Genomic DNA, 19,244 nt, shown 5'->3' on the forward strand with positions numbered 1-19,244 from the left:
TGTCCCAGTATGGCTTCAGGTGGCGGCGGAAGTCGGCCAGCGCACCCGAGGGGCGGGCCGAATCGACGCCGCCGTTCTGCTCATAGGCATGGCGTGCGATGGCACCATCACGCAGAGTGGCGGCCGACAGGGCGGGTACGGCCAGGACCAGGGGGTTCTGAGGTCGTCCTGGTGGTGGGCGTGCCCGCGTGGGCTGGGCATACCCGGATGATCGTCGGCGAGAGTGAGGGTGGCTCGGTGTTGCGGGGTTTCAAGAATTTCCTGATGCGCGGCGATGTGATCGTGGTCGCGGTCGGCCTGATTACGGCGTTGGCGTTCAGTACCTTGATCAAGGCGTTCACGGACAACGTGATCAATCCGATCATCACGGTCGCGCAGGGCGGCAACGCGCCGGCGCTGGGCTGGCAGCTGGGCAAGTCCGGCAACCCGGCCACCTACCTGAACATCGGCGCGTTAATCTCCGCGATGATCTACTTCGTCCTCTTCATGGCGGTCGTCTACTTCCTGATCGTCATCCCCTACAAGCGCGTCCAGGCCCGGCGCGGCGTCACGGTGTTCGGCGACCCGAAGCCGGCGAAGACCTGCCCCGCGTGCCTGTCGGACGACTTGCCGGTGGCGGCGTCGAAGTGCCGCTACTGCGCCACCGACCAGCCCCCGTACCCCCGGTAGGCCTGGTTCTCCTGGCGGCGGTCCCCTGGTGGCGCTGTGGCACATCCAGCGCGAGCCCGGCGCTCCTCGGTGAACCGTACGCCAGCCGGTCGACTTCCCGGATGTCTGCATGCCGGTGCCCGCCGACCGGCTGCACCACGCCGTCACCGGCCTACTCCGTCTGCACCGGTCCGAGCGTCTCACCCCGGCGGGCATCGATCCCGCCGTTCCGCTGCACGTCACCGGGAACGGCTGGCCCACCGGCCCGGAGCGTACGCCGGAACGGCAGGCGCGGGTGTGGCGACCGTCGTCCGTGCGATCAACGGCTGCCGAGATGAGGCCAACGTCGGCGGTTACCCCCACTTCGCGCTGCGTGACGCCGACAGCTCCCAGCCGGGACTGTTCCACCGGTTCGGCCTCATGTCCGACGACTACACGCCCAAGTCGGCCTTCGCCGGTATCGGAAGCTGATCGCCGAGCTGGGGCGCTGACCCCCGGTTTACGCGTCGGCCTCGCGCTGCGGGCGCGCGTGTACGGCGTCGAGGACGAGCGCGAGGAGGCGGTCGGCCCGGCCGGGGTCGTCGTCGTTCCTGGCGGTGGACAGGGCGATGCCGACGACGAGCTGAACGAGGTCGCCGGGCGTCAGGTCGGGGCGGGCGGCGCCGTCCCGCTGGGCCCGGGAGAGCAGGGCCGCCGCGGCCTCCTCGATCACGCGCTGGCAGTCCAGGCCCGGCGCGTCCCGCTCCTCGAGCATGAGGGTGCAGGCGAGGCCCTGGTTGACCCGGGCGTGGTCCAGGAACGCGCGGAGCCATTCGGCCAGCGCCTCGTCGGCGGATTCCGCGGACAGCAGCCGTCGCGCGTGCTCGCGCAGGGTGTCGATCCGGTCCTGGAGCACCGCCGTCAGCAGGGCGGAGCGGTTGGGGAAGTGACGGTAGAGGGTGCCCGGCCCCACGCCGGCCCGGCGGGCGATCTCGTTGAGGGAGGCGTCGGGCCCCGACTGGGCGAACGTCTCCCGCGCCGCGGTGATGATGAGGTCGTGGTTTCTCCGCGCGTCCGAGCGCCGCCGCGCGCTGATCAGGCCGTCCGCTGTCATCGTCCCATTCTCGGTCATCTCGGGTGGGGCGTCGCCCTTTGCGACAGTCAACCGGAGAGGTTCTCCGGAGATGTGGGCGCCGGCCATGTGTGCCGCGGATGCTGTCCGCGGATCCGGCGACGCCGCCCACGGAGACGTGGCGGGAGCTCGCGCCGGGCGCTGCTCGGGTAAGCCGGGACCGGCCCGCGGGCGTCCGTCAGGCGGAGATCGCGCGCAGGCCGCGGGCGACCATCTCCCCGGCCCGGTCCAGGGCTCCGGGCCGGTCCTCGACCAGGAGCTCCAGCCACAGTCCGGACACCAGCGTCGCGAGGAAGTGGACCTCGGAGGCGCCGCAGGGGTACCCGGCCCGCTCCAGCAGCGTCCGCACGATGTCGTGCCATCCGTCCGTCCAGTTCCGGGCGATGTCCTGGAGGGCGGGTTCGCGGCCCGCCTGCAGGTACAGCTCCCAGAGCCCGAGCTGGCGGCCCCGGTCCGACGCGTACGCGCGTAGGAACGCCTGCGCCAGCTCGACCAGGGAGCCGGTGGCCGCCTCCTCGGTGAGTGAGGCCCGCATCAGCCGCAGATCGCGTTCGACGAGCACGGCGAAGGCCCGCGCCACCAGCTCGTCGCGGGACGTGAAGTAGTAGCTGGTCGCCGCGAGCGGGATGCCCGCCCGCTCGGCGACCGCCCGGTGGGTCACCGCGGTGAAGCCGCCCTCGCCGAGCAGCGTGACGGCCGCCTCGACCAGTGCCTCCTTGCGGCGCAGCGCCCTCTCCTGGGGCTTGCGCCGCGCCTTCGCGCCATCCCCGCTCGGGGTCGAGCCGGTCAATGGGCACCCGCCAGGTTCAGCAGCACGACGCCGCCGATGATCAGCAGGATGCCTCCGATCTTGGCGAGATTCATGTTCTCGCCCAGGAACAGCATGCCGATCACGGCGATCACCGCGGTGCCGACTCCGGACCACACCGCGTACGCCACGCCGAGCGGCATCTGCAGCTTGAGGGCTCTGGCCAGGAACACGAACGAGGCGATGTAGCCCACCATCATCACGACGCTCCACCCCTTGTGGCTCAGCCCGTCGCTGAATTTGAGCGCGGTGGTCGCGACGACCTCCGAGGCGATCGCGGCGGCGAGCAGGAGCCAGGCCATGGGGGAACCTCCACAAAAACGGTACGCTCGTCCCACTTTAGTGGAAATATCGTGATTAATTAGGGCGCGTGACAGGCCCGCACAGGCCTTCCAGGGGCAGACTGCGAGTACAGGCCGGGGCCGCCCCGCCGTTTCTGTTCGCCGGATTCGCCGGCGGCGTGGCGGCACAGCACTGCTGCATCTCTTCTTCACGCTGACCCGGGACAGGGGCGAGTGGGCCGCCCTGCGTTCCGCCTCAGTCGTTGAGCAGTCGTCGTGCGGTGAGGGCGAGCCTGGCCCGTGTCAGTCCGGTGGGCTCGGTGAGCTCGATACCCAGGGTCTTTCCGATCTGGTCGAGTCGGCGGGCGACGCTGCTGTGGTGCAGGTGGAGAAGGTCAGCGGCCCGGCGTAGGGAGCCGGTCTCGCAGTAGGCGTCCAGCGTCTCCAGATCTTCTGGGTTGCCGGCGATTCGGGCGATCGCGGCCACGTCGGCGTTGCCGCGCGCGGCGTCGGCGGGTATCTCGGCCAGGAGCGCTATCGCGCCCAGACTGTCGTAGTGGACGACTGGCTGGCGTGGGGTGGTGAAGCGGAGGGCGGTGCGGGCCTGCTGCCAGGATCGGTCGGGGCTCGCGGCGGCGCCGAGGCCCGCGCGTACGCCTGCCGGAAACCGCGCCGGGTCCACGGTGGTGGCCAGGATGACGCCCATGTCGGCGAGTGGCGCCGCCTTGACCAGGCGGACCGGGCAGATCAGGCCGCCGACCTGATCGAGCGGAAGCTGTGACCGTACGGCCACGACGTGGATCGGCAGGTCGGCGGCGAAACCCAGGAGCCGCAGCGCCCGAGCTCTGGCCGCCTCGTCGCTTTCGGAGCTGATCACCAGTTCGACCAGGGCGGGGTCGGCCATGGTGGTGCGGGCCGGGCCGTACCTCTCCACGACCGCCGCGGCGGCGATGGCGAGCCGGTCCAGCAGCACTTCGTCGAGCGGGCTCGACGGGCCGGGGCGTTCCAGCCACACCGTGCCGATCTCCTCCTCATCGAGCGTGATCGGCGCCGTCGTGGACGGGGGTGGCGGTGGAGCGGTTGCTTGTCTGCCATCAGGCGCCATGCGGATCATCCGCCCCGTGCCGTGGAGCCGAATCCCGACCGCGCACTCGGCCAGGCCCGCTGAGGCCCGGGCGAGCGCCGGCAGATCCACTCGTCGGCGCATCAGTGTGTCGTAGAACGCGACGACGCGAATCGTGCCTTGGACGTGCGAATCCAGGTGCGGCAGATGTTCGACCAGGGCCTGCATGGCAGGAGGATAGGGCCTCCACGGCTGGAGGATAAGCGCCGATCGGTGCGTGATCGGGATGAGATGTCCGACGGATGGCGGATGATCTCGGAGGGGGCGGTCATGAGGATGGATGGCATGGATCCCGAATTGGAAGCATTCATCCCATTTCTCCCGAAAACCGACCTGACCGACCCGGTCACCGCGCGCAAGAACTTCGCCGAGCGCGCCGCCGCGAGGCCGGCGCCGGACACCGCGGACATGGAGATCGAGGACCGTACGGTGCCCGCCGATCCGGATGTGGCGGTGCGCATCTATCGCCCGCGCCAGGCCCAGGGCGCCATCGTCTGGTTGCACGGCGGCGGAATGGTCTTCGGTGACCTGGACACCGAGCACCCGTGGGCCGCCCGGATCGCCGACGGCTCCGGCGCGATGGTGATCTCGGTGGACTACCGCCGGGCCCCCGAGCATCGGTTCCCGGCCGCCCTGGACGACGCCTACGCCGCGCTGAGCTGGACGGCCGAGCACGCCGCAGAGCTCGGCATCGACCCGGAACGGATCGCGGTCGGAGGTCACAGTGCCGGCGCGGGCCTCGCGGCCGCGGTGGCGTTGCGGGCGCGTGCTGAGCAGGGGCCGCCGATTCGCTTCCAACTGCTCAACGAGCCTGGGCTCGACGACCGGCAGGAGACGTGGTCGCAGCGGCACTTCACCGATACGCCCTGGCATGATCGCGACAAGATCACCACGGCGTGGCGGCACTACCTGGGCTCGGCGCCCGCCACGCCGTACGCCGCGCCGGCACGGGCCGCTGACCTGTCCGGCCTGCCGCCCGCTTACATCGCCACCGCGGAGTTCGACCCGGTCCGCGACGAAGGCATCGGCTACGCGCTGCGCCTGCTGCAGGCGGGCGTGTCGGTCGAGCTGCACCAGTGGCCCGGCACCTTCCACGGGTCACAGGCGATCCTGTCCGCCGAGGTGTCTCAGCGGCAGATCGCCGACCTCGCCGCGGCACTGCGCCGCGCCCTGACCTCCTGAGGTCGCCACGGCCGGGTCATCCCAAGGCCCGGCCGTGTGGACGAGGCAGCGAGGCCCTGGACGCTCACCACACCACCGAGGGCCGGTCGGTCTTCCCCTTCCTGGCCCAGGAGCATCCCGAACTGTCCGAGGTGCTGGATCGCCTGACCTCAGATCACCGCATCATGGCGTCCCTCCTGGCCGATCTCCGCAAGGTCTCCGCAACCCCCTCCGCCCCCGACTTCCATACGGATCTGGAACGCCTGTCGGTCGAGCTCATCACTCACCTCGACCGCGAGGAGCACTACCTCGTCCCGGTCCTCAACTCCCTGACGCACTTTCCCGGACAGTCAGCTTCTCGGCCGTAAACGACCGAGCTTGCAGCTCCTCGCCATCGATGGATTCGACGGTTCAGGCCGCGTACGGCAGCGTGACTCACTGCCCAGCGTGGCGAACCACGCCGCGTTGCGATGTCGATAACAGACCAGAGAGCCGTTCCCCGGCATACCGGGTGCGTTCAGTCCCGCCACCGCAACACGAACCGTAACGATAAAACCACGAAGAGGGAAGCCATTCCTCTCGGGCGCTGAAGCCGTCGAGAAGCCGGTAGCCGCCATGGTGTCCGGCGTCGCCGTACAGGGGGATGCCAGCGGCGTGTAGCGGCTCGACGAGAAGCTCGAATCCACTGACAATACGTGTCAGTGGAGGTCTCATACGGTCCGCTTCATGGCATTCATCGAGAAGACCATGCGGCCGCTCGACCCCGTTATCGTCGGCGGCCGCACCTACGAGCGCGACCACGTCGACCGGCCCGGCCACGAGACCGAGCCCGAGGTCGAGAAGGCGGACGTGTTCCCGCCGCGACTCGTGCCTCCGCCTGCCGACGACTCCCCCGCCGGCTGGGTCGTCCTCCACAGGGGCGCGGACACCGGCGCCTGCCTGCTCGCCAACACGCGCCCGGAAGGACCGGTGGGTCTGTGAACGACTTCGACTTCTACATCGGCACCTGGAACGTGGCCAACCGCAGGCTGGTGAAGCGAGGCGCCGGCAGCAGCGAGTGGGAGGAGTTTCCCGGAAGGTCTGTCGCGCACAGCGTGTTCGGCGGCGCGGGCAACTTCGACGAGATCACCTTCCCCACCAAGGATTTCGACGGCGCGACGATCCGCCTGTACGACGCCGAGCGGGACGAGTGGTCCATCCACTGGATCAACAGCACGCGCGGCCTCGATCCGGTTCCGGTCGTCGGCCGGTTCGTCGACGGGGTCGGCACCTTCTACGCCGACGACACCGACGACGGCCGCCCGATCCGCGTGCGGTTCCTCTGGTCCCGGATCACGCCGGATTCATGCCGGTGGGAGCAGGCGTTCTCCTACGACGGCGGGCAGTCCTGGGAGACCAACTGGATCATGGCCTCCACCCGCGTCTCCTAGAACGGCGCAGGTCAGCGGGCTGACCGGGCTGTGACGGTGGCCGCTGAGATGACCAGCAAATGGGTTGCCCCCCGGGGCGCCGTCTGTTGTACTCCCGACGAACAGCCGATCGAGCGAGGAGCCGGAAATGCGCGAAGCGTTCATGTCCACCCAGAAGAGAGCTTCCACCGATCCAGAGGGCATGACGCTTCGTGCAAACGCTGAACTTAGGGATTTTGGCGCATGTAGACGCCGGTAAGACAAGCCTGACCGAGCGGCTGCTCTTCGCCGCCGGTGTCATCGACGAGATCGGCAGCGTCGATGACGGCAGCACCCAGACCGACTCCATGGCGCTGGAACGGCAACGCGGCATCACGATCAAGTCCGCCGTCGTGTCCTTCGCCATCGATGGCGTCACGGTCAACCTGATCGACACGCCCGGCCACCCGGATTTCATCGCCGAGGTGGAGCGAGTGTTGAGCGTGCTTGACGGCGCCGTACTAGTGATCTCCGCCGTTGAAGGGGTGCAGGCGCAGACCCGGGTGTTGATGCGGACGCTGCGGCGGCTGCGCATCCCCACCCTGATCTTCGTGAACAAGATCGACCGCGGCGGCGCCCAAGATGAACGCGTCCTGCGGGACATCTCAGCGAAACTGACGCCTGCCATCATGCCGATGGGATCGGTCCGCGACCTCGGCGCGCGCGCCGCCGGCTTCACAACGTACGGCGCGGCCGACGACGCCTTCACCACCGCGCTGACCGATCTACTGGCCGGCCACGACGATGCGATCGTGGCCACGTACGTCAACGACGAGACGGCGGTTCCGTACGACCGGCTCCGGGACGAGCTCGCGGCGCAGACCAAGCGGGCCCTGGCGCATCCGGTGTTCTTCGGTTCGGCGATCACGGGTGCGGGCGTGGACGCGCTGATCACCGGTATCACTGAGCTTCTGCCCGCAGCCGAAGGCGACGTCGACGGACCTGTTTCCGCCACCGTGTTCAAGGTCGAGCGGGGTCCAGCCGGCGAGAAGATCGCCTACGTCCGCGTGTTCTCGGGGACCGTCCGAACGCGAGATCGACTGCGACTCCGCGGGGACAACGAGGGGAAGGTCACCGCGGTCCATGTCTTCGATCGCGGGTCGGCCGTCACGCGTGCGTCGGTCACCGCGGGAGAGATCGGAAAACTCTGGGGACTTGCCGATGTCCGGGTCGGCGACGCGATCGGCACATCGCGTACGGCCGCGGAGTGCCACCGGTTCGCCCCGCCCACGCTGGAAACGGCCGTCGTTCCCCGACGCCCCGAGGAGAAGGGGGCGTTGCACGTCGCGCTCACCCAGCTCGCCGAACAGGACCCGCTGATCAACCTGCGGCAGGACGACCTCCGGCAGGAGCTGTTCCTCTCGCTCTACGGCGAAGTGCAGAAGGAGGTCATCCAGGAGACACTGGCGACCGACTTCGGCATCGACGTCGATTTCCGCGAAACGACGACGATCTGCGTCGAACGGCCGATCGGCACCGGGATGGCCGTCGAAGTACTCGGCAAGGAGCCCAACCCGTTCCTGGCCACGGTCGGGCTGCGGATCGAACCGGCCGCCGCGGGTTCCGGCGTGGGCGTCAAGCTGGAAGTGAAGGTCGGGTCGATTCCGCTCTTCATCTACAAGGCGGTCGAGGAATTCCAGAAGGCGATCGAGAACACGGTGCGGGAAACCCTGCGCCAAGGCCTCCGGGGATGGCAGGTCGCCGACTGCACGGTCACCATAACGCAGTCCGGCTACACGTCCCCGGAGAGCACCGCGAGGGACTTCCGCCTCCTGACGCCGCTGGTGCTGATGAGCGCGTTGCAGCAGGCCGGAACCGTCGTGTGCGAGCCGGTCCACCGCTTCCACCTCGATGTCCCGGCAGACACGGTCGGAGCGATCCTGCCCGTGCTCGCACGGTTGCGTGCCGTTCCACGAGTTCCGGAAATACGGGGTCCGGCGTGCGTGCTCGAAGGTGAGATCCCGGCGGCTCGGGTGCACGAGCTGCAGCGACAGCTGTACGCGCTGACGCGCGGTGAAGGTGTGCTGGAATTCGCCTTCGACCACTACGAACCGGTCCGTGGCGCGCCTCCGAGCCGACCGCGGTCGGATCTCAATCCGATCAACCGTAAGGAATACCTGCTGCACGTCATGCGGCGGGTCTAGCCGACGATGGCAGGAATGATCAGACAGTCCCCACGGTCTGCTGCTTCGCTAATCGGGACGCGGTTCCTAGCGGGTGAGGATGCTGATTCCGATCATGCGTGCGCCGGTCTCCGTACGCGGGCGGTGCGTGCTGCCGGGCGCGAACACCACATAACTGCCCGGCCCGAGGCGCCGCCCTCGGTCGATGAACTCCCCCGACACCACGTAATAGCGTTCCTCGCCCTCGTGGACGTCCACCTCGGGCCACTCCGTCCCTGGAGCGAAGTCGTACATCCACCCGCGAGCCCACTCGGTGGCCGGCAAGCGCCGCCGAACGATCCCGGGAACGACCTCCACCGGTTCGACCTCGTCAACGTGCAGGACCTGGACATCACTGAACTCTTGCGTCATGAAGCCAATCGTCACGGGAGGTCTCGCTCCGCACCAGCGTCAGGAATGACGCCGGCAGATACTTTTCTGCCATGAGTGTTCACCGCGTGGTCGCCCTGGTCCTGCCACCGCAGTCCACGTTCGAGCTGGCGTGTGCCGCCGAGGTCTTCGGCATGAGTCGGCCCGGTCTACCCTCCCGCTACGCGTTCGACGTGTGCGCGGAGCGCCCGGGCGCCGTGCCGACCCTGGCCGGCTACGACATGGCGGTGAGCCACGGACTGTCGGCCCTCGAGGTCGCGGACACGGTGGTGATCCCCGGCTGGCAGCACCGCGAACAACCCGCCCCGCCCACCGTGATCGACGCGGTACGGCAGGCACACCGGCGCGGCGCCCGCCTCGTTGCGATCTGCTCCGGCGCCTTCCTCCTCGCCCAGGCAGGACTGCTGGACCACCGCAGGGCGACAACCCACTGGCGGATGACCGCCGAAATCGCCACCCGCTTCCCCGACATCCAGGTCGAGCCGGACGCGCTCTACATCGACCTGGGTGACATCGCCACCAGCGCGGGCACCGCCGCCGGCATCGACCTGTGCCTGCACCTGGCCCGAACCGATCACGGCGCAGCCCACGCCGCGCAGATCGCCCGGCACATGGTCATGCCGCCGCATCGCGAGGGCGGGCAGCTGCAGTACGCCGCTCCACCTCATGCCGACCGCCCGACGGAGTCCCTGGCCCCTGTCCTCGACTGGGCCACCGAGCGGCTGCACGAGCCCGTCACCGTCAGCGACCTCGCCACCCAGGCCAACATCTCACCGCGAACCCTCGCCCGGAGATTCGCCGACCAGCTCGGCACCAGCCCCGGCCGATGGTTGCTCCAGCAGCGTGTGATGGCGGCTCGCGCCCTCCTGGAGGAGACGGACCTCCCCGTGGAGACGATCGCCACCAGGGTCGGCCTGTCCTCTGCGGCCAACCTCCGCAGACGCTTCCACGCCATGGTGCACGCCACGCCGGCCGCCTACCGCCGCTCCTTCGGCGGCCAGACCGGCGGCACGCAGCCGAGCGGCTGAGGCGTGTCGGCGAGCACGACGGCAACCCCGTTCACGTGGGCCGGATATCCGCGTCGCGACCGGCGGACGGCTCCGGGCGGGTCCGCCGGGGTGGGAAGCAGGCCAGGAGCCGGCGCAGGCCCTCCTCGACGCGCTCGGCCGGGATCCCGCCGTAGCCGAGGACGAGCCCGTGGCGCGCCGGACGCTCCCCGCAGTAGGCGGCGAGGTTCTCCACGGCGACGCCCGCCTCCCGGGCGCGGGCGATCACCGCGCCGAGGTCCGCGTCCTCGTCGGCGTACGGGACGAGCCGGGCGCACAGGTGCAGGCCGGCCGCGGACGGCATCACCTGGAGCAGGCCGGCGAAGTCACGCCGGAGCGTCGTGAGGATCAGGTCGCGGCGGACGGCGTACTCGCGGGTGGCCTTGCGGATCTGCCGGCCGAGCATCCCCTCGTCGATGAACCGGGCCAGCGCTGACTGGGTGACGACGTCGCCGTGCCAGTCGGCGAGCTGCCGGGCGCGCCGCAGCGCGGGCAGCAGCGACGCGGGCGCGACCAGGAAGCCGGCGCGCAGCGTCGGCAGCAGGGTCTTGGAGAACGATCCGATGTAGACGACGCGGCCGGCGCGGTCAAGGCTGTGCAGTGGTTCGAGCGGCCGTCCCCCGAACCGGAACTCGCTGTCGTAGTCGTCCTCGATCACGGTGGCGCCGCGTCGTTCCGCCCAGTCGAGCAGGGCGGCCCGGCGTTCGGGCGACATCGGCGTGCCCAGCGGGAACTGGTGGGACGGCGTCACGTAGACGAGGCGCGCGGTGGCCGGGATGGCGGCGACGTCCAGGCCCTCCGCGTCCACCGGGACCCCGGTCACGCGCGCGCCGAGGGAGCGGAACAGCAGGCGGGCGGGGGGATAGCCGGGCTCCTCGACGGCCACGTGGTCCCCCGGCTCGATCAGCACCCGGCCGACGAGGTCGAGCGCCTGCTGGGCCCCCTGGGTGACCAGCATGTCGTCGGGCTCGGCCCGCACCGAACGCGATATCCCGATATAGCGGGATATGGCGGCGCGCAGTCCCGGGTGCCCGGACGGGTCGCCGTAGGCGGCGGCGTGGACGACGGAGGGGCGCAGCTCGCCGGCCACCAGGCGCCGCCAGGTCGCGAGCGGGAACAGCCGCGGGTCGGGCGCGCCCACCCGGAAGTCGTAGCCGGGCGGGGCGCCGCCGTCCCCGCCGACCGGGGTCGTGAGCTCCTGCCACAGCCGGCGCGGCGCCACCGCGCCCGCCTTCCGCCGTCGCGGCGATGCCCCGCCGTACGCGGCCGGGCGGCCGGGCAGCGCCTTTTGGGTGACGAAGGTCCCCGCCCCGGCCCGGCCTTCGAGAAAGCCCTCGGCGGCCATCCGCTCGTACGCCAGGGCCACCGTGTTGCGCGACACCTCCAGCCGCCCGGCCAGCTCGCGGGACGGCGGCAGTCGCTCGCCCGGCCGGAGGCGCCCGTCGAGGATGGCGTCCACGATCTGCCGGTAGATCCGGGCGGAGAGGTCACCCCGGCCCGCGAGGCTCACATGGAAGTCCATGGTCCGCAGCGTATTTGGCCCAACCAGGTCGCCGGGAATCGGCTCTCGTGCCGAGGCGGCGTGGGAGCTCCAGGTGAGGTCGCTGCTGGTGATCTTCGGTGCGGACGACCGGAGAGGGCGATCCTCATCCGCCACCCGGATGCCGATTTCGGGATGGGATCCGCGGCACGGCTGCTGCGCCACGCTGGCCGGTACGCCGATCTCTGGAACATCTCCATGGCCTCGTAGGGGCCGGGACCGCCGATTCGCCTGGCAAAGCCGTCGAATGCGTGTTCTACTGAACCTCATGCGAGCGGTGCAGGAGTCGCTCCTCGACGCCGGGAGCGCGTCCCCACCGGTCGAACGCCCCCGGATCGAGCGGCAGGCGGTCACCCGGGCCATCGGCGGCGTCACCTGCCATGAGGTGGCGGCGCGGACGGCCGTCGAGCGGGTCCCGGGGGCGGCGGAGCTGCCGTACCGGTGGGGCGTGAGCCCCTACCGGGGGTGCGAGGGCGCGTGCGCGTACTGCGCGGCCCGCCGCGACCACCGCGGGATCGGCCTGGACGCGGGCGCTGGGTTCGCCTCCACGATCGTGGTGAAGACCGGCCTGGCCGACCGGCTCCGGCGTGAGCTGGCGTCACCGCGGTGGGAGGCCGAGCCCGTCGTGCTCGGCGCGGCCGGCGACTGCTACCAGCCGGTGGAGGAGGTCTACCGGCTGATGCCGCCGATCCTGCGCGCGCTCGCCGACGCGGGGAACCCGTTCACCGTGATGACCAAGAGCCCGCTCGTGCTGCGCGACCTCGACCTGCTGCGGGAGGCGGCCAAGGTCGCGCCGGTGCGCGCGACGGTCCCCGTCGGTTTCGTGGACGACCGGGTGCGCCGCTCGGTCGAGCCGGGCGCCGCGACGCCGCAGCGTCGCCTGGAGGTGTGCGCCGCGCTCAACGAGGCGGGCATCCCGTGCGGGGTGCTGATGGCGCCGATCCTCCCCCTGATCACCGACTCCCCCGATCACCTGCGCTCCACGGTGCGCCGGGCGGCGGAAGCCGGGGCGGTGAGCGTGACGCCGATGGTGCTGCGGCTGCCGTCGGGCACCCGCGAGTGGTACCTGTCCTGGCTGGAGCGCGAGCACCCGGGCCTCCTGCCGCGCTACCAGGCCCTGTACGGCAGGGGCTCCACCGCGGAAGCCGGCTATCGGGCGCGGATCGCCGCCCAGGTGCGCGGCCTCGCCGAGACGTACGGCATCGGCCGGGGCGACCGCCGCTGGCGGCGGCGCCGCTCCCCCGCCCGCCAGCTCACGCTCGCCTGATCGCTCCGGAACGCGGGCCGAAAGGGCGTCCTGCGTCAAGCACGGTTCTCCGGCTTTGGGGCAACCACTCTCGACAGGGGTTTTGCCTCCCTTGGATGCGCCCGGCCGTCCGGCGTGCCTAGCGTGAAAGTGATGGGCACGCCGTTTCGGCGACTTTCGTACGGCTCCCGTACGACCGAATCGACGCTCCGTAGCCAGGCCGGGTCTGGCAGCCGAAACCATCACGACACGGGGTGATCGCTCATGATGAGGCACGCTTTGGCCGCGGGGGCGATGGCGGCTTCCGCTCTCGTCGTCCCCGTGACGCTGCCCGCGCAACCGGTGAGCGCGGCACCCGCGGCGACGGTCGCCACCACGTCGGCGGTGCCCGCGTCCACCACGATGACCACGACATCCGCCACGCACGGGAGCCCGTGCTGGCACGGCCGGTGCCATGGGTTCCGGCACTGGCGTTGGCACCGTCACTGGGACGGCGGCTGGCGTCACCGCCACTGGGGCGGGCACCGTCACTGGGATGGCGGCTGGCGCTTCCGCCACTGGCGGTGGTAGCCGCGCATGACCGCGGACCGTGACGCGCCGATCCGGGGCGCGCGGTCCACAACCTGAGACCGGGGCCGTCGTCCTGCGGTGCTCCGCGGGGCGGCGGCCTCATCCATGCCCGCCGCGACCCGGGCGATAGGGCCGGGTCAGGCCGGGTAGGCGTGGGTCTCGGTGGCCTTGACGGACGCCCAGACACGCCGGCCGGGGGCCAGGTCCAGGTCGGCGACGGCGGCGGGGGTGACGTCGGCGAAGGCGCTGATCGGCCCGTCGAGGTGGATGCGGATGTTGTCCCCGTGGCGTTCGACGCCGTCGATCACGGCCTCCCAGAGGTTACGCGGGCTGCCGTCCGGCCGGGAGCGGTAGAGCGCGACGGCGGAGGGCGCGAAGGCGACGAAGGCGGGGCCGTCGAGGCGTTCGGCGACGCTGAACTGGACGCCCTCGACCGTGACCCGCGGGCCGTCGGCGTGGCCTCGGTAAAGGTTGAGCCCGACCAGGCGGGCGACGTAGTCGGTGCGCGGGCGGCGGCCCACCTCGCCCGGCGTCCCCTGCTGGACGACGGATCCGTTCTCGATGACGACCAGCCGGTCGGCCAGGACCATGGCGTCCAGCGGATCGTGGGTGACCAGGACGGTCGCGCCGTCGAAGTCGGACAGGTGGCGGCGGAGCTGGGAGCGGATCTCCAGCCGCGTGTGCGCGTCCAGCGCGGCCAGCGGCTCGTCCAGCAGCAGCAGGCGGGGCCGTACGGCGAGCGCCCTGGCCAGGGCGACCCGCTGGGCCTGGCCGCCGGAGAGGTGCCGGGGCTTGGCGGAGGCGTGGTCGGTCAGGCCGACGCGCTCCAGCCACGTGGCGGCGGCGCGGCGGGCCTCGGCGCGTCCCGCGCCCTGGCAGCGCGGCCCGAAGGCGACGTTGTCCAGCGCGGACAGGTGCGGGAAGAGCAGGTAGTCCTGGAAGACCATGCCGACGGGCCGTCGCTCGGCCGGAAGGGTGTGCGTAGGGTGGCCGTCGAGGCTGATGCGGCCCCCTTCGGCCAGCGGCGTGAGCCCGGCGAGGGCGCGCAGCGCGGTGGTCTTGCCCGCGCCGTTCGGGCCGAGCAGGGCGACGACCTCGCCGGCGGCGACCTGGAGGTCGAGGTCGAGGGTGAAGCCGGGCCGGGCGACGACAAGGCGCGCGTCGAGTGCGGTGGGCCGGGTCACGGGCTGTTCACCCACTTGTCGCGCAGGCAGGCCAGGATGATCACGGAGACGGCGAGCAGTACGAGGCTGAGGACGATGGCGGCCTCGGGTTCGGTCTCCAGGGCGAGATAGACGGCGAGCGGCATGGTCTGGGTCCTGCCGGGGAAGTTGCCGGCGAAGGTGATGGTGGCCCCGAACTCGCCCAGCGCGCGGGCCCAGCACAGGACGCCTCCGGCCACGACACCCGGGGCGATGAGGGGCAGGGTGACCCGGCGGAACGCGGTCCAGCGCGAGGCGCCGAGGGTGGCGGCCGCCTCCTCGAACCGCCGGTCGGCCGCGCGCAGCGCGCCCTCGACGCTGATGACGAGGAACGGCATCGCGACGAACGCCTCGGCGACGACGACCCCCGCGGTGGTGAAGGGCAGCGTGACGCCGAAGGCGTCGTCGAGCCACTGGCCGATCAGGCCGCGCCGTCCGAGCACCAGCAGCAGCGCGACGCCGCCCACCACCGGCGGCAGCACGAGAGGGACGGTGACCAGCGCGCGGACCAGGCGGCGGCCGGGGAAGTCGACGCGGGCGAGCAGCCAGGCCAGCGGCACGCCGAGGAGCAGACACACGGCCGTCGCGGCGGTGGCGGTGAGCAGCGACAGCCGCAGGGCTTCGAGCACCTGCGGCTCGGCCAGCCGCCGGGCCAGCGTGGCCCAGGGGGCGCGTGCCAGCAGCCCGGCGAGCGGCAGCACCAGGAAGGCCATGCCGACGACGGCGGGAACCAGCAGCATCCACGGCACACGCCCGGACACGCCGGACCGCCCGGGACGGCGACGGGCTTCGCCCTGAGCGGTCGGCGGGGTGGACCGGGTGGACAGTGTCACGGCGTTCTCAGGGGGCGTCGAACCCGGCCTTGGTCAGCACGTCCCTGCCCTGCGGCGACAGCACCAGGTCGACGAACTCCTTGGCCAGGTCGCCGGCGGGCGCCTTGGTCAGCGCCGCGATCGGGTAGTCGTTGATCGCCTTCTCTGCCTCGGGGAAGGAGATGCCCTGGACCTTGTCCCCGGCCGCGATCACGTCGGTCTTGTAGACGAGGGCGGCGTCGACCTCGCCCAGCTCGACCTTGGTCAGCGTGGCCTTGACGTCCTGCTCCAGCGTGACGGGGGTGACCGTGAGCCCGGCCGCGTCCAGCGCCTTGACGGCGGCCGCTCCGCACGGGACCTGCTCCGCGCAGAGCGCGACCTTGGTCTTCGGGTCGGCCAGGTCCTTCAGCCCGTTCACCTTGGCCGGGTTGCCGGCCGGTACGGCGATCTCCAGCCTGTTGCGGACGAACGTGGTCGGTTGGCCGGCCAGGGAGGCGTCGGTGACGGTCTTCATCGTCGCCGGGCTGGCGGCGGCGAACACGTCGGCGGGGGCGTCCTGGGTGATCTGCTGGGCCAGCGTGGCGCTGGAGCCGAAGTTGAACTTCACCGTCGTGCCGGGGTGGGCCGCCTCGAAGGTCGTGCCCAGCTCGGTGAACGTGCCGGTGAGCGAGGCGGCGGCGAACACGGTCAGCGTCTTGGCCGCGCCTCCGGAGGAGGCGGGCGCGGATGTGTCCGCGGTGCCGGAGCCGCAGCCGGTCAGGCCGGCGGCGAGGACGAGGGCGAGGGGGGCCGCGACGGCCCATCGGAAGAGACGCCTTGACAAGGGGGGCTCCTTACTGGCTCACACGCGTGTGCTGTCCGGGATCTCCACGACGACGTTGGTGGACTTGATCACGGCGACCGCGACCACGCCCGGTTCGAGGCCGAGCTCGTCGGCGGCCTGGCGGCTCATCAGCGACACCACCCGGTACGGCCCAGCCGCGATCTCCACCTGGGCCATCACCGCGTCCTTGATCACCTCGGTCACGATCCCGCGGAAGCGGTTGCGGGCCGAGGAGTGACCCGAGCCGTTCTCGTCCTCGATCTGGCCGCGCGCGAAGGCGGCCAGATCCCGGCCGTCCACCCGGCGGTGGCCGTACTCGTCCCGCTGGGCGGCGAGCCGGCCGGAGTCCACCCAGCGGCGCACGGTGTCGGCGCTGACACCGAGCAGAACGGCGGCCTCACTGATCCGGAACGTCGTCACGAACAATCACCATACCTTCGCACATTCCAGCATGAACACCATATTGCCCTTGCAATAGCGACACCGAGACTGGCGCCCCCATCGCACCCGCGCGGCCCCTCACGACCATCGACCGGGACCTGATCACCCACCACCGCGCTGCGACCGCGCACCGCCGAGTCTCACCAGATGCTGCACCGGTTCGCCCGCGGCGGCCCCGAGCACCCCACCTACCAGGTCATCGAAGAACTCGGCCGAGTGATGCGCACCATCATCTGCGGCTGCCTCGCTGACGAGCTGCCGCGAGATCAACGAAGGCCTGACAGCCACGGAGAAATTGGAACAGCGCGAGCAAGGACATCTTCTGCGGCAAGGCCGGCGACCTGGCCGGAGACGACCGCGAGCACGTGGAGGCACGTATGGATATCGGCTCACTGGTCAGCGCACGGCTTTGAGCAGCAGGTCCTGAAGGGATTTCTGCTCCTCGTAGGACAAACCGGCCAGCGGCGAGCCCTGGGACAGAATTTTGATCAGTTGCTCGCGCAGGGCGCCGCCCTGCGCGGTCAGGGCGAGTCGCTTGGCTCTGCGGTCGTGGGGATGGGCCTGCCGCTCGATGATGCCCTGCTTCTCCAGACGGTCGGCGATGTAGGTCACGTTGGACGGCTCGCACCCCATCCGCAGCGCGAGTTCCCGCATCGTCATCGGACCGGTCAGCTCACGTAGCGCGACCGCTTGTGGCCCGGTCAGCTCAAGCTCGACCACGCGCCGGCGGACGTGGTCGTCGATGCGTCGCGCCAGCTCTGCCACCAGTCCGCAGATCTCCCGCTCGGCGGCCAAGTCGCGCTCCTCGCCACTGTCCATGCCTCCATCCTAGCAACTACCTCAAGCTAGGACATTTGCAGTTTGAATAATTCAAGCTTTAAGGTCTTGCTCGTGCAGAACTCAACCACTCCACTGCGGCTGGGGATTCTCGGAGCCGGTCCGATCGGCCGGGCGATCGGCCGCTTCTGGATCGACGCCGGCCACCACGTGACCTTCGGCGTCCGAACGCCGGAAAAGCTCCTCGCCTTCACCGGCGAGCTGGGGCCCCGGGCCGAGGCCGCGTCGCTGGAGCAGGCCGCGGCCACCGCCGACATCGTCCTGAACGCGCTCAACTACCAGGCCGTCGACGAGGTCCTGGCGGCCACGGCCGCACACCTGGCCGGGAAGATCCTCATCGACGCGAGCAATCCCATGGGAGTCTCCGCGGACGGACGGATCATCTCGACACTCGCCTCGGGCCTGACCGCGGGAACCCGCACCGCCCAGCGCCTGCCGCAGTCGACGATCGTCCGGGCCTTCTCCCACGTGATGGACGAGTCCCTCGCCTACCGGGGCTCCGCCCAGCCGGGCTTCTGGGCCATGGCGGTCGTCGGCGACGATCCTGAGGCCAGCGGAATCGTTCATGCTCTGGTACGAGCCACCGGCTTCGTCCCTGTTCACATCGGCACCCTCGCCGAGTCGGCGCCCTTGGACCCCGGCGGTGTTCTGTTCCCCCACATGTTCACCCCCGCCGACCTGACCGCTCAGATCTCGGCGAGCCTGGCGCCTGCCCCCGTCGCCATCCCCAGCTGATGTCGGGCACGACGCCTGGCCGACCCGCCTCAGCGTCCGAGGGAGAAGCCGGCCAGGCATCGGCCGACTGCGGTCCCGATTATCAGCAGTCATCCAGCTAAGGAGTCAGTTATGCCAGGAGCAGTGGTCATCGGAGCCGGTCCAGGGATCGGCCGGTCGGTCGCCCGCCGATTCGCACGCCAGGGCCTGCCGATCGCCCTCATCGCACGGAGCGCCGGAACACTCGCCGACGCGGCCGAGGCGGTTTCCGCCTTCGGCGTGCCCGTCGTCGCGCTGACCGCCGACAGCGCCGATGAGACGGCGCTGCGCGCTGCCCTCGACGCGGCGTCCGATGAGCTCGGCCTCCCCGACGTCGTGGTCTACAACGCGGCGATCATCCAGGCGGACACGCCCGGACAGCTGCCGGCGCGCGCCCAGCTGGACGCCTGGGCGGTCAACGTGGTCGGCGCGCTCACCGCCGCCGCCCACATCGCACCCGCGATGGCGCGGCGCGGGAGCGGTTCGTTCATCATCACCGGCGGAATGCCCGAGCCGAAATCGCAATATGTCAGCCTCTCGCTCGGCAAGGCCGGAGTGCGAACGCTGGTGGACCTGCTCGACCAGGAATACGGGCCCTCCGGAGTCCACGTGGCCAGCGTCACCGTCGACGGCCCCGTCGCTCCGGGTACGGCCTTCGACCCCGATGACATCGCCGAACACTACTGGCGGCTGCACACCCAGCCGCGACAGCAATGGCAACGGGAAGTCCTCCACAGCGGCCGCAGCGTCCCCGCTGGGGAAGGCGTCACGGTCGGCGCCACCTCGGACGCCGGCGGCGACCAGCGTTGACCGGTGTCACAGGAAGCGGGCGCCCGGACGCA

General features: G+C 70.8%; 23 protein-coding genes. 11 read left to right on the plus strand and 12 right to left on the minus strand.

Translation table 11 applies throughout. The features are described from left to right. Positions 1 to 207: 207 nt before the first annotated feature. Positions 208 to 669 carry a large conductance mechanosensitive channel protein MscL gene (locus tag AWQ71_RS04615; RefSeq protein WP_218001639.1) on the plus strand — a complete coding sequence of 154 codons (462 nt, stop codon included), beginning with the start codon at positions 208 to 210 and terminating at the stop codon, positions 667 to 669. Positions 670 to 945: 276 nt separating this feature from the next. After that, complete coding sequence (locus AWQ71_RS41320) at positions 946 to 1,119, plus strand: hypothetical protein (protein ID WP_157570173.1); 174 nt, start codon at positions 946 to 948, stop codon at positions 1,117 to 1,119. A gap of 28 nt (positions 1,120 to 1,147) precedes the next feature. On the opposite strand, the gene AWQ71_RS04620 is transcribed toward AWQ71_RS41320, so the two are convergent. From AWQ71_RS04620 to AWQ71_RS04635, 4 genes are all read right to left on the minus strand, one after another. Further along, positions 1,148 to 1,741, minus strand: a complete 594-nt coding sequence (locus tag AWQ71_RS04620; RefSeq protein ID WP_067127098.1) for a TetR/AcrR family transcriptional regulator — start codon at positions 1,739 to 1,741, stop codon at positions 1,148 to 1,150. Positions 1,742 to 1,937: 196 nt separating this feature from the next. Continuing rightward, positions 1,938 to 2,549, minus strand: coding sequence for a TetR/AcrR family transcriptional regulator (locus AWQ71_RS04625; protein ID WP_084258503.1), 612 nt, complete (start codon positions 2,547 to 2,549; stop codon positions 1,938 to 1,940). After that, entirely contained in the window at positions 2,546 to 2,869 is a 324-nt protein-coding gene (locus tag AWQ71_RS04630) for a DMT family transporter (protein ID WP_067127101.1), read from the minus strand. The genes AWQ71_RS04625 and AWQ71_RS04630 overlap by 4 nt, the downstream gene beginning before the upstream one ends. A gap of 235 nt (positions 2,870 to 3,104) precedes the next feature. Then, positions 3,105 to 4,139, minus strand: coding sequence for a PucR family transcriptional regulator (locus AWQ71_RS04635; RefSeq protein ID WP_067127104.1), 1,035 nt, complete (start codon positions 4,137 to 4,139; stop codon positions 3,105 to 3,107). Positions 4,140 to 4,256: 117 nt separating this feature from the next. Here AWQ71_RS04635 and AWQ71_RS04640 point away from each other — a divergent pair, with 117 nt between their 5' ends. The 5 genes from AWQ71_RS04640 (at position 4,257) to AWQ71_RS04660 (ending at position 8,724) form a co-directional block, all read left to right on the plus strand. Then, positions 4,257 to 5,153, plus strand: a complete 897-nt coding sequence (locus AWQ71_RS04640; RefSeq protein ID WP_084258575.1) for an alpha/beta hydrolase — start codon at positions 4,257 to 4,259, stop codon at positions 5,151 to 5,153. Next, positions 5,048 to 5,500: a hemerythrin domain-containing protein gene (locus tag AWQ71_RS39830; RefSeq protein WP_084258577.1), complete on the plus strand. Its 453-nt coding sequence runs from the start codon at positions 5,048 to 5,050 to the stop codon at positions 5,498 to 5,500. Before AWQ71_RS04640 ends, AWQ71_RS39830 begins: the two co-directional genes overlap by 106 nt. A gap of 358 nt (positions 5,501 to 5,858) precedes the next feature. Beyond that, positions 5,859 to 6,113 carry a hypothetical protein gene (locus tag AWQ71_RS04650; RefSeq protein ID WP_067127107.1) on the plus strand — a complete coding sequence of 85 codons (255 nt, stop codon included), beginning with the start codon at positions 5,859 to 5,861 and terminating at the stop codon, positions 6,111 to 6,113. After that, positions 6,110 to 6,562: a hypothetical protein gene (locus AWQ71_RS04655; RefSeq protein ID WP_067127110.1), complete on the plus strand. Its 453-nt coding sequence runs from the start codon at positions 6,110 to 6,112 to the stop codon at positions 6,560 to 6,562. The genes AWQ71_RS04650 and AWQ71_RS04655 overlap by 4 nt, the downstream gene beginning before the upstream one ends. A 191-nt stretch (positions 6,563 to 6,753) precedes the next feature. Next, positions 6,754 to 8,724 carry an elongation factor G gene (locus tag AWQ71_RS04660; protein ID WP_067127113.1) on the plus strand — a complete coding sequence of 657 codons (1,971 nt, stop codon included), beginning with the start codon at positions 6,754 to 6,756 and terminating at the stop codon, positions 8,722 to 8,724. A gap of 66 nt (positions 8,725 to 8,790) precedes the next feature. Here the strand turns inward: AWQ71_RS04660 and AWQ71_RS04665 are convergent, their stop codons facing one another. Beyond that, positions 8,791 to 9,114: a cupin domain-containing protein gene (locus AWQ71_RS04665; protein ID WP_067127646.1), complete on the minus strand. Its 324-nt coding sequence runs from the start codon at positions 9,112 to 9,114 to the stop codon at positions 8,791 to 8,793. A gap of 71 nt (positions 9,115 to 9,185) precedes the next feature. Between AWQ71_RS04665 and AWQ71_RS04670 the strand changes: the two genes are divergently transcribed. Next, positions 9,186 to 10,160, plus strand: a complete 975-nt coding sequence (locus AWQ71_RS04670) for a helix-turn-helix domain-containing protein (RefSeq protein WP_067127116.1) — start codon at positions 9,186 to 9,188, stop codon at positions 10,158 to 10,160. A gap of 31 nt (positions 10,161 to 10,191) precedes the next feature. Here AWQ71_RS04670 and pdxR read toward each other — a convergent pair whose 3' ends face one another. Beyond that, positions 10,192 to 11,700, minus strand: coding sequence for a MocR-like pyridoxine biosynthesis transcription factor PdxR (gene pdxR, locus AWQ71_RS04675; protein WP_067127118.1), 1,509 nt, complete (start codon positions 11,698 to 11,700; stop codon positions 10,192 to 10,194). A gap of 286 nt (positions 11,701 to 11,986) precedes the next feature. Here pdxR and AWQ71_RS04680 point away from each other — a divergent pair, with 286 nt between their 5' ends. Continuing rightward, a complete protein-coding gene (locus AWQ71_RS04680) occupies positions 11,987 to 12,985 on the plus strand; it encodes a radical SAM protein (RefSeq protein ID WP_245658108.1) in 999 nt (332 codons plus the stop codon). Between the two features lie 221 nt (positions 12,986 to 13,206). Here the strand turns inward: AWQ71_RS04680 and AWQ71_RS41325 are convergent, their stop codons facing one another. From AWQ71_RS41325 to AWQ71_RS04705, 6 genes are all read right to left on the minus strand, one after another. Then, positions 13,207 to 13,386 carry a hypothetical protein gene (locus tag AWQ71_RS41325; protein ID WP_157570174.1) on the minus strand — a complete coding sequence of 60 codons (180 nt, stop codon included), beginning with the start codon at positions 13,384 to 13,386 and terminating at the stop codon, positions 13,207 to 13,209. Between the two features lie 285 nt (positions 13,387 to 13,671). Beyond that, positions 13,672 to 14,718, minus strand: coding sequence for an ABC transporter ATP-binding protein (locus tag AWQ71_RS04685; RefSeq protein ID WP_084258509.1), 1,047 nt, complete (start codon positions 14,716 to 14,718; stop codon positions 13,672 to 13,674). Beyond that, positions 14,715 to 15,476, minus strand: a complete 762-nt coding sequence (gene modB, locus AWQ71_RS04690) for a molybdate ABC transporter permease subunit (RefSeq protein WP_084258579.1) — start codon at positions 15,474 to 15,476, stop codon at positions 14,715 to 14,717. The genes AWQ71_RS04685 and modB overlap by 4 nt, the downstream gene beginning before the upstream one ends. Positions 15,477 to 15,576: 100 nt before the next feature. Continuing rightward, positions 15,577 to 16,371 (minus strand): molybdate ABC transporter substrate-binding protein, encoded by a 795-nt coding sequence (gene modA, locus AWQ71_RS04695; protein WP_067127124.1) that lies wholly within the window; start codon positions 16,369 to 16,371, stop codon positions 15,577 to 15,579. 18 nt (positions 16,372 to 16,389) lie between these two features. Next, positions 16,390 to 16,791 (minus strand): TOBE domain-containing protein, encoded by a 402-nt coding sequence (locus tag AWQ71_RS04700; protein WP_067127654.1) that lies wholly within the window; start codon positions 16,789 to 16,791, stop codon positions 16,390 to 16,392. 417 nt (positions 16,792 to 17,208) lie between these two features. Then, a complete protein-coding gene (locus tag AWQ71_RS04705; protein ID WP_067127127.1) occupies positions 17,209 to 17,631 on the minus strand; it encodes a MarR family winged helix-turn-helix transcriptional regulator in 423 nt (140 codons plus the stop codon). A gap of 72 nt (positions 17,632 to 17,703) precedes the next feature. Here AWQ71_RS04705 and AWQ71_RS04710 point away from each other — a divergent pair, with 72 nt between their 5' ends. Both AWQ71_RS04710 and AWQ71_RS04715 read left to right on the plus strand, forming a co-directional pair. Continuing rightward, on the plus strand, positions 17,704 to 18,384 hold the full coding sequence (locus tag AWQ71_RS04710; RefSeq protein WP_067127657.1) for an NADPH-dependent F420 reductase: 681 nt from the start codon (positions 17,704 to 17,706) through the stop codon (positions 18,382 to 18,384). Positions 18,385 to 18,495: 111 nt separating this feature from the next. Continuing rightward, a complete protein-coding gene (locus AWQ71_RS04715; protein WP_084258510.1) occupies positions 18,496 to 19,212 on the plus strand; it encodes an SDR family NAD(P)-dependent oxidoreductase in 717 nt (238 codons plus the stop codon). Positions 19,213 to 19,244: the final 32 nt, after the last annotated feature.

Origin of the sequence: Microtetraspora malaysiensis (assembly GCF_001528665.1) — a bacterium.
Classification (GTDB): Bacteria; Actinomycetota; Actinomycetes; order Streptosporangiales; family Streptosporangiaceae; genus Microtetraspora_A; species Microtetraspora_A malaysiensis.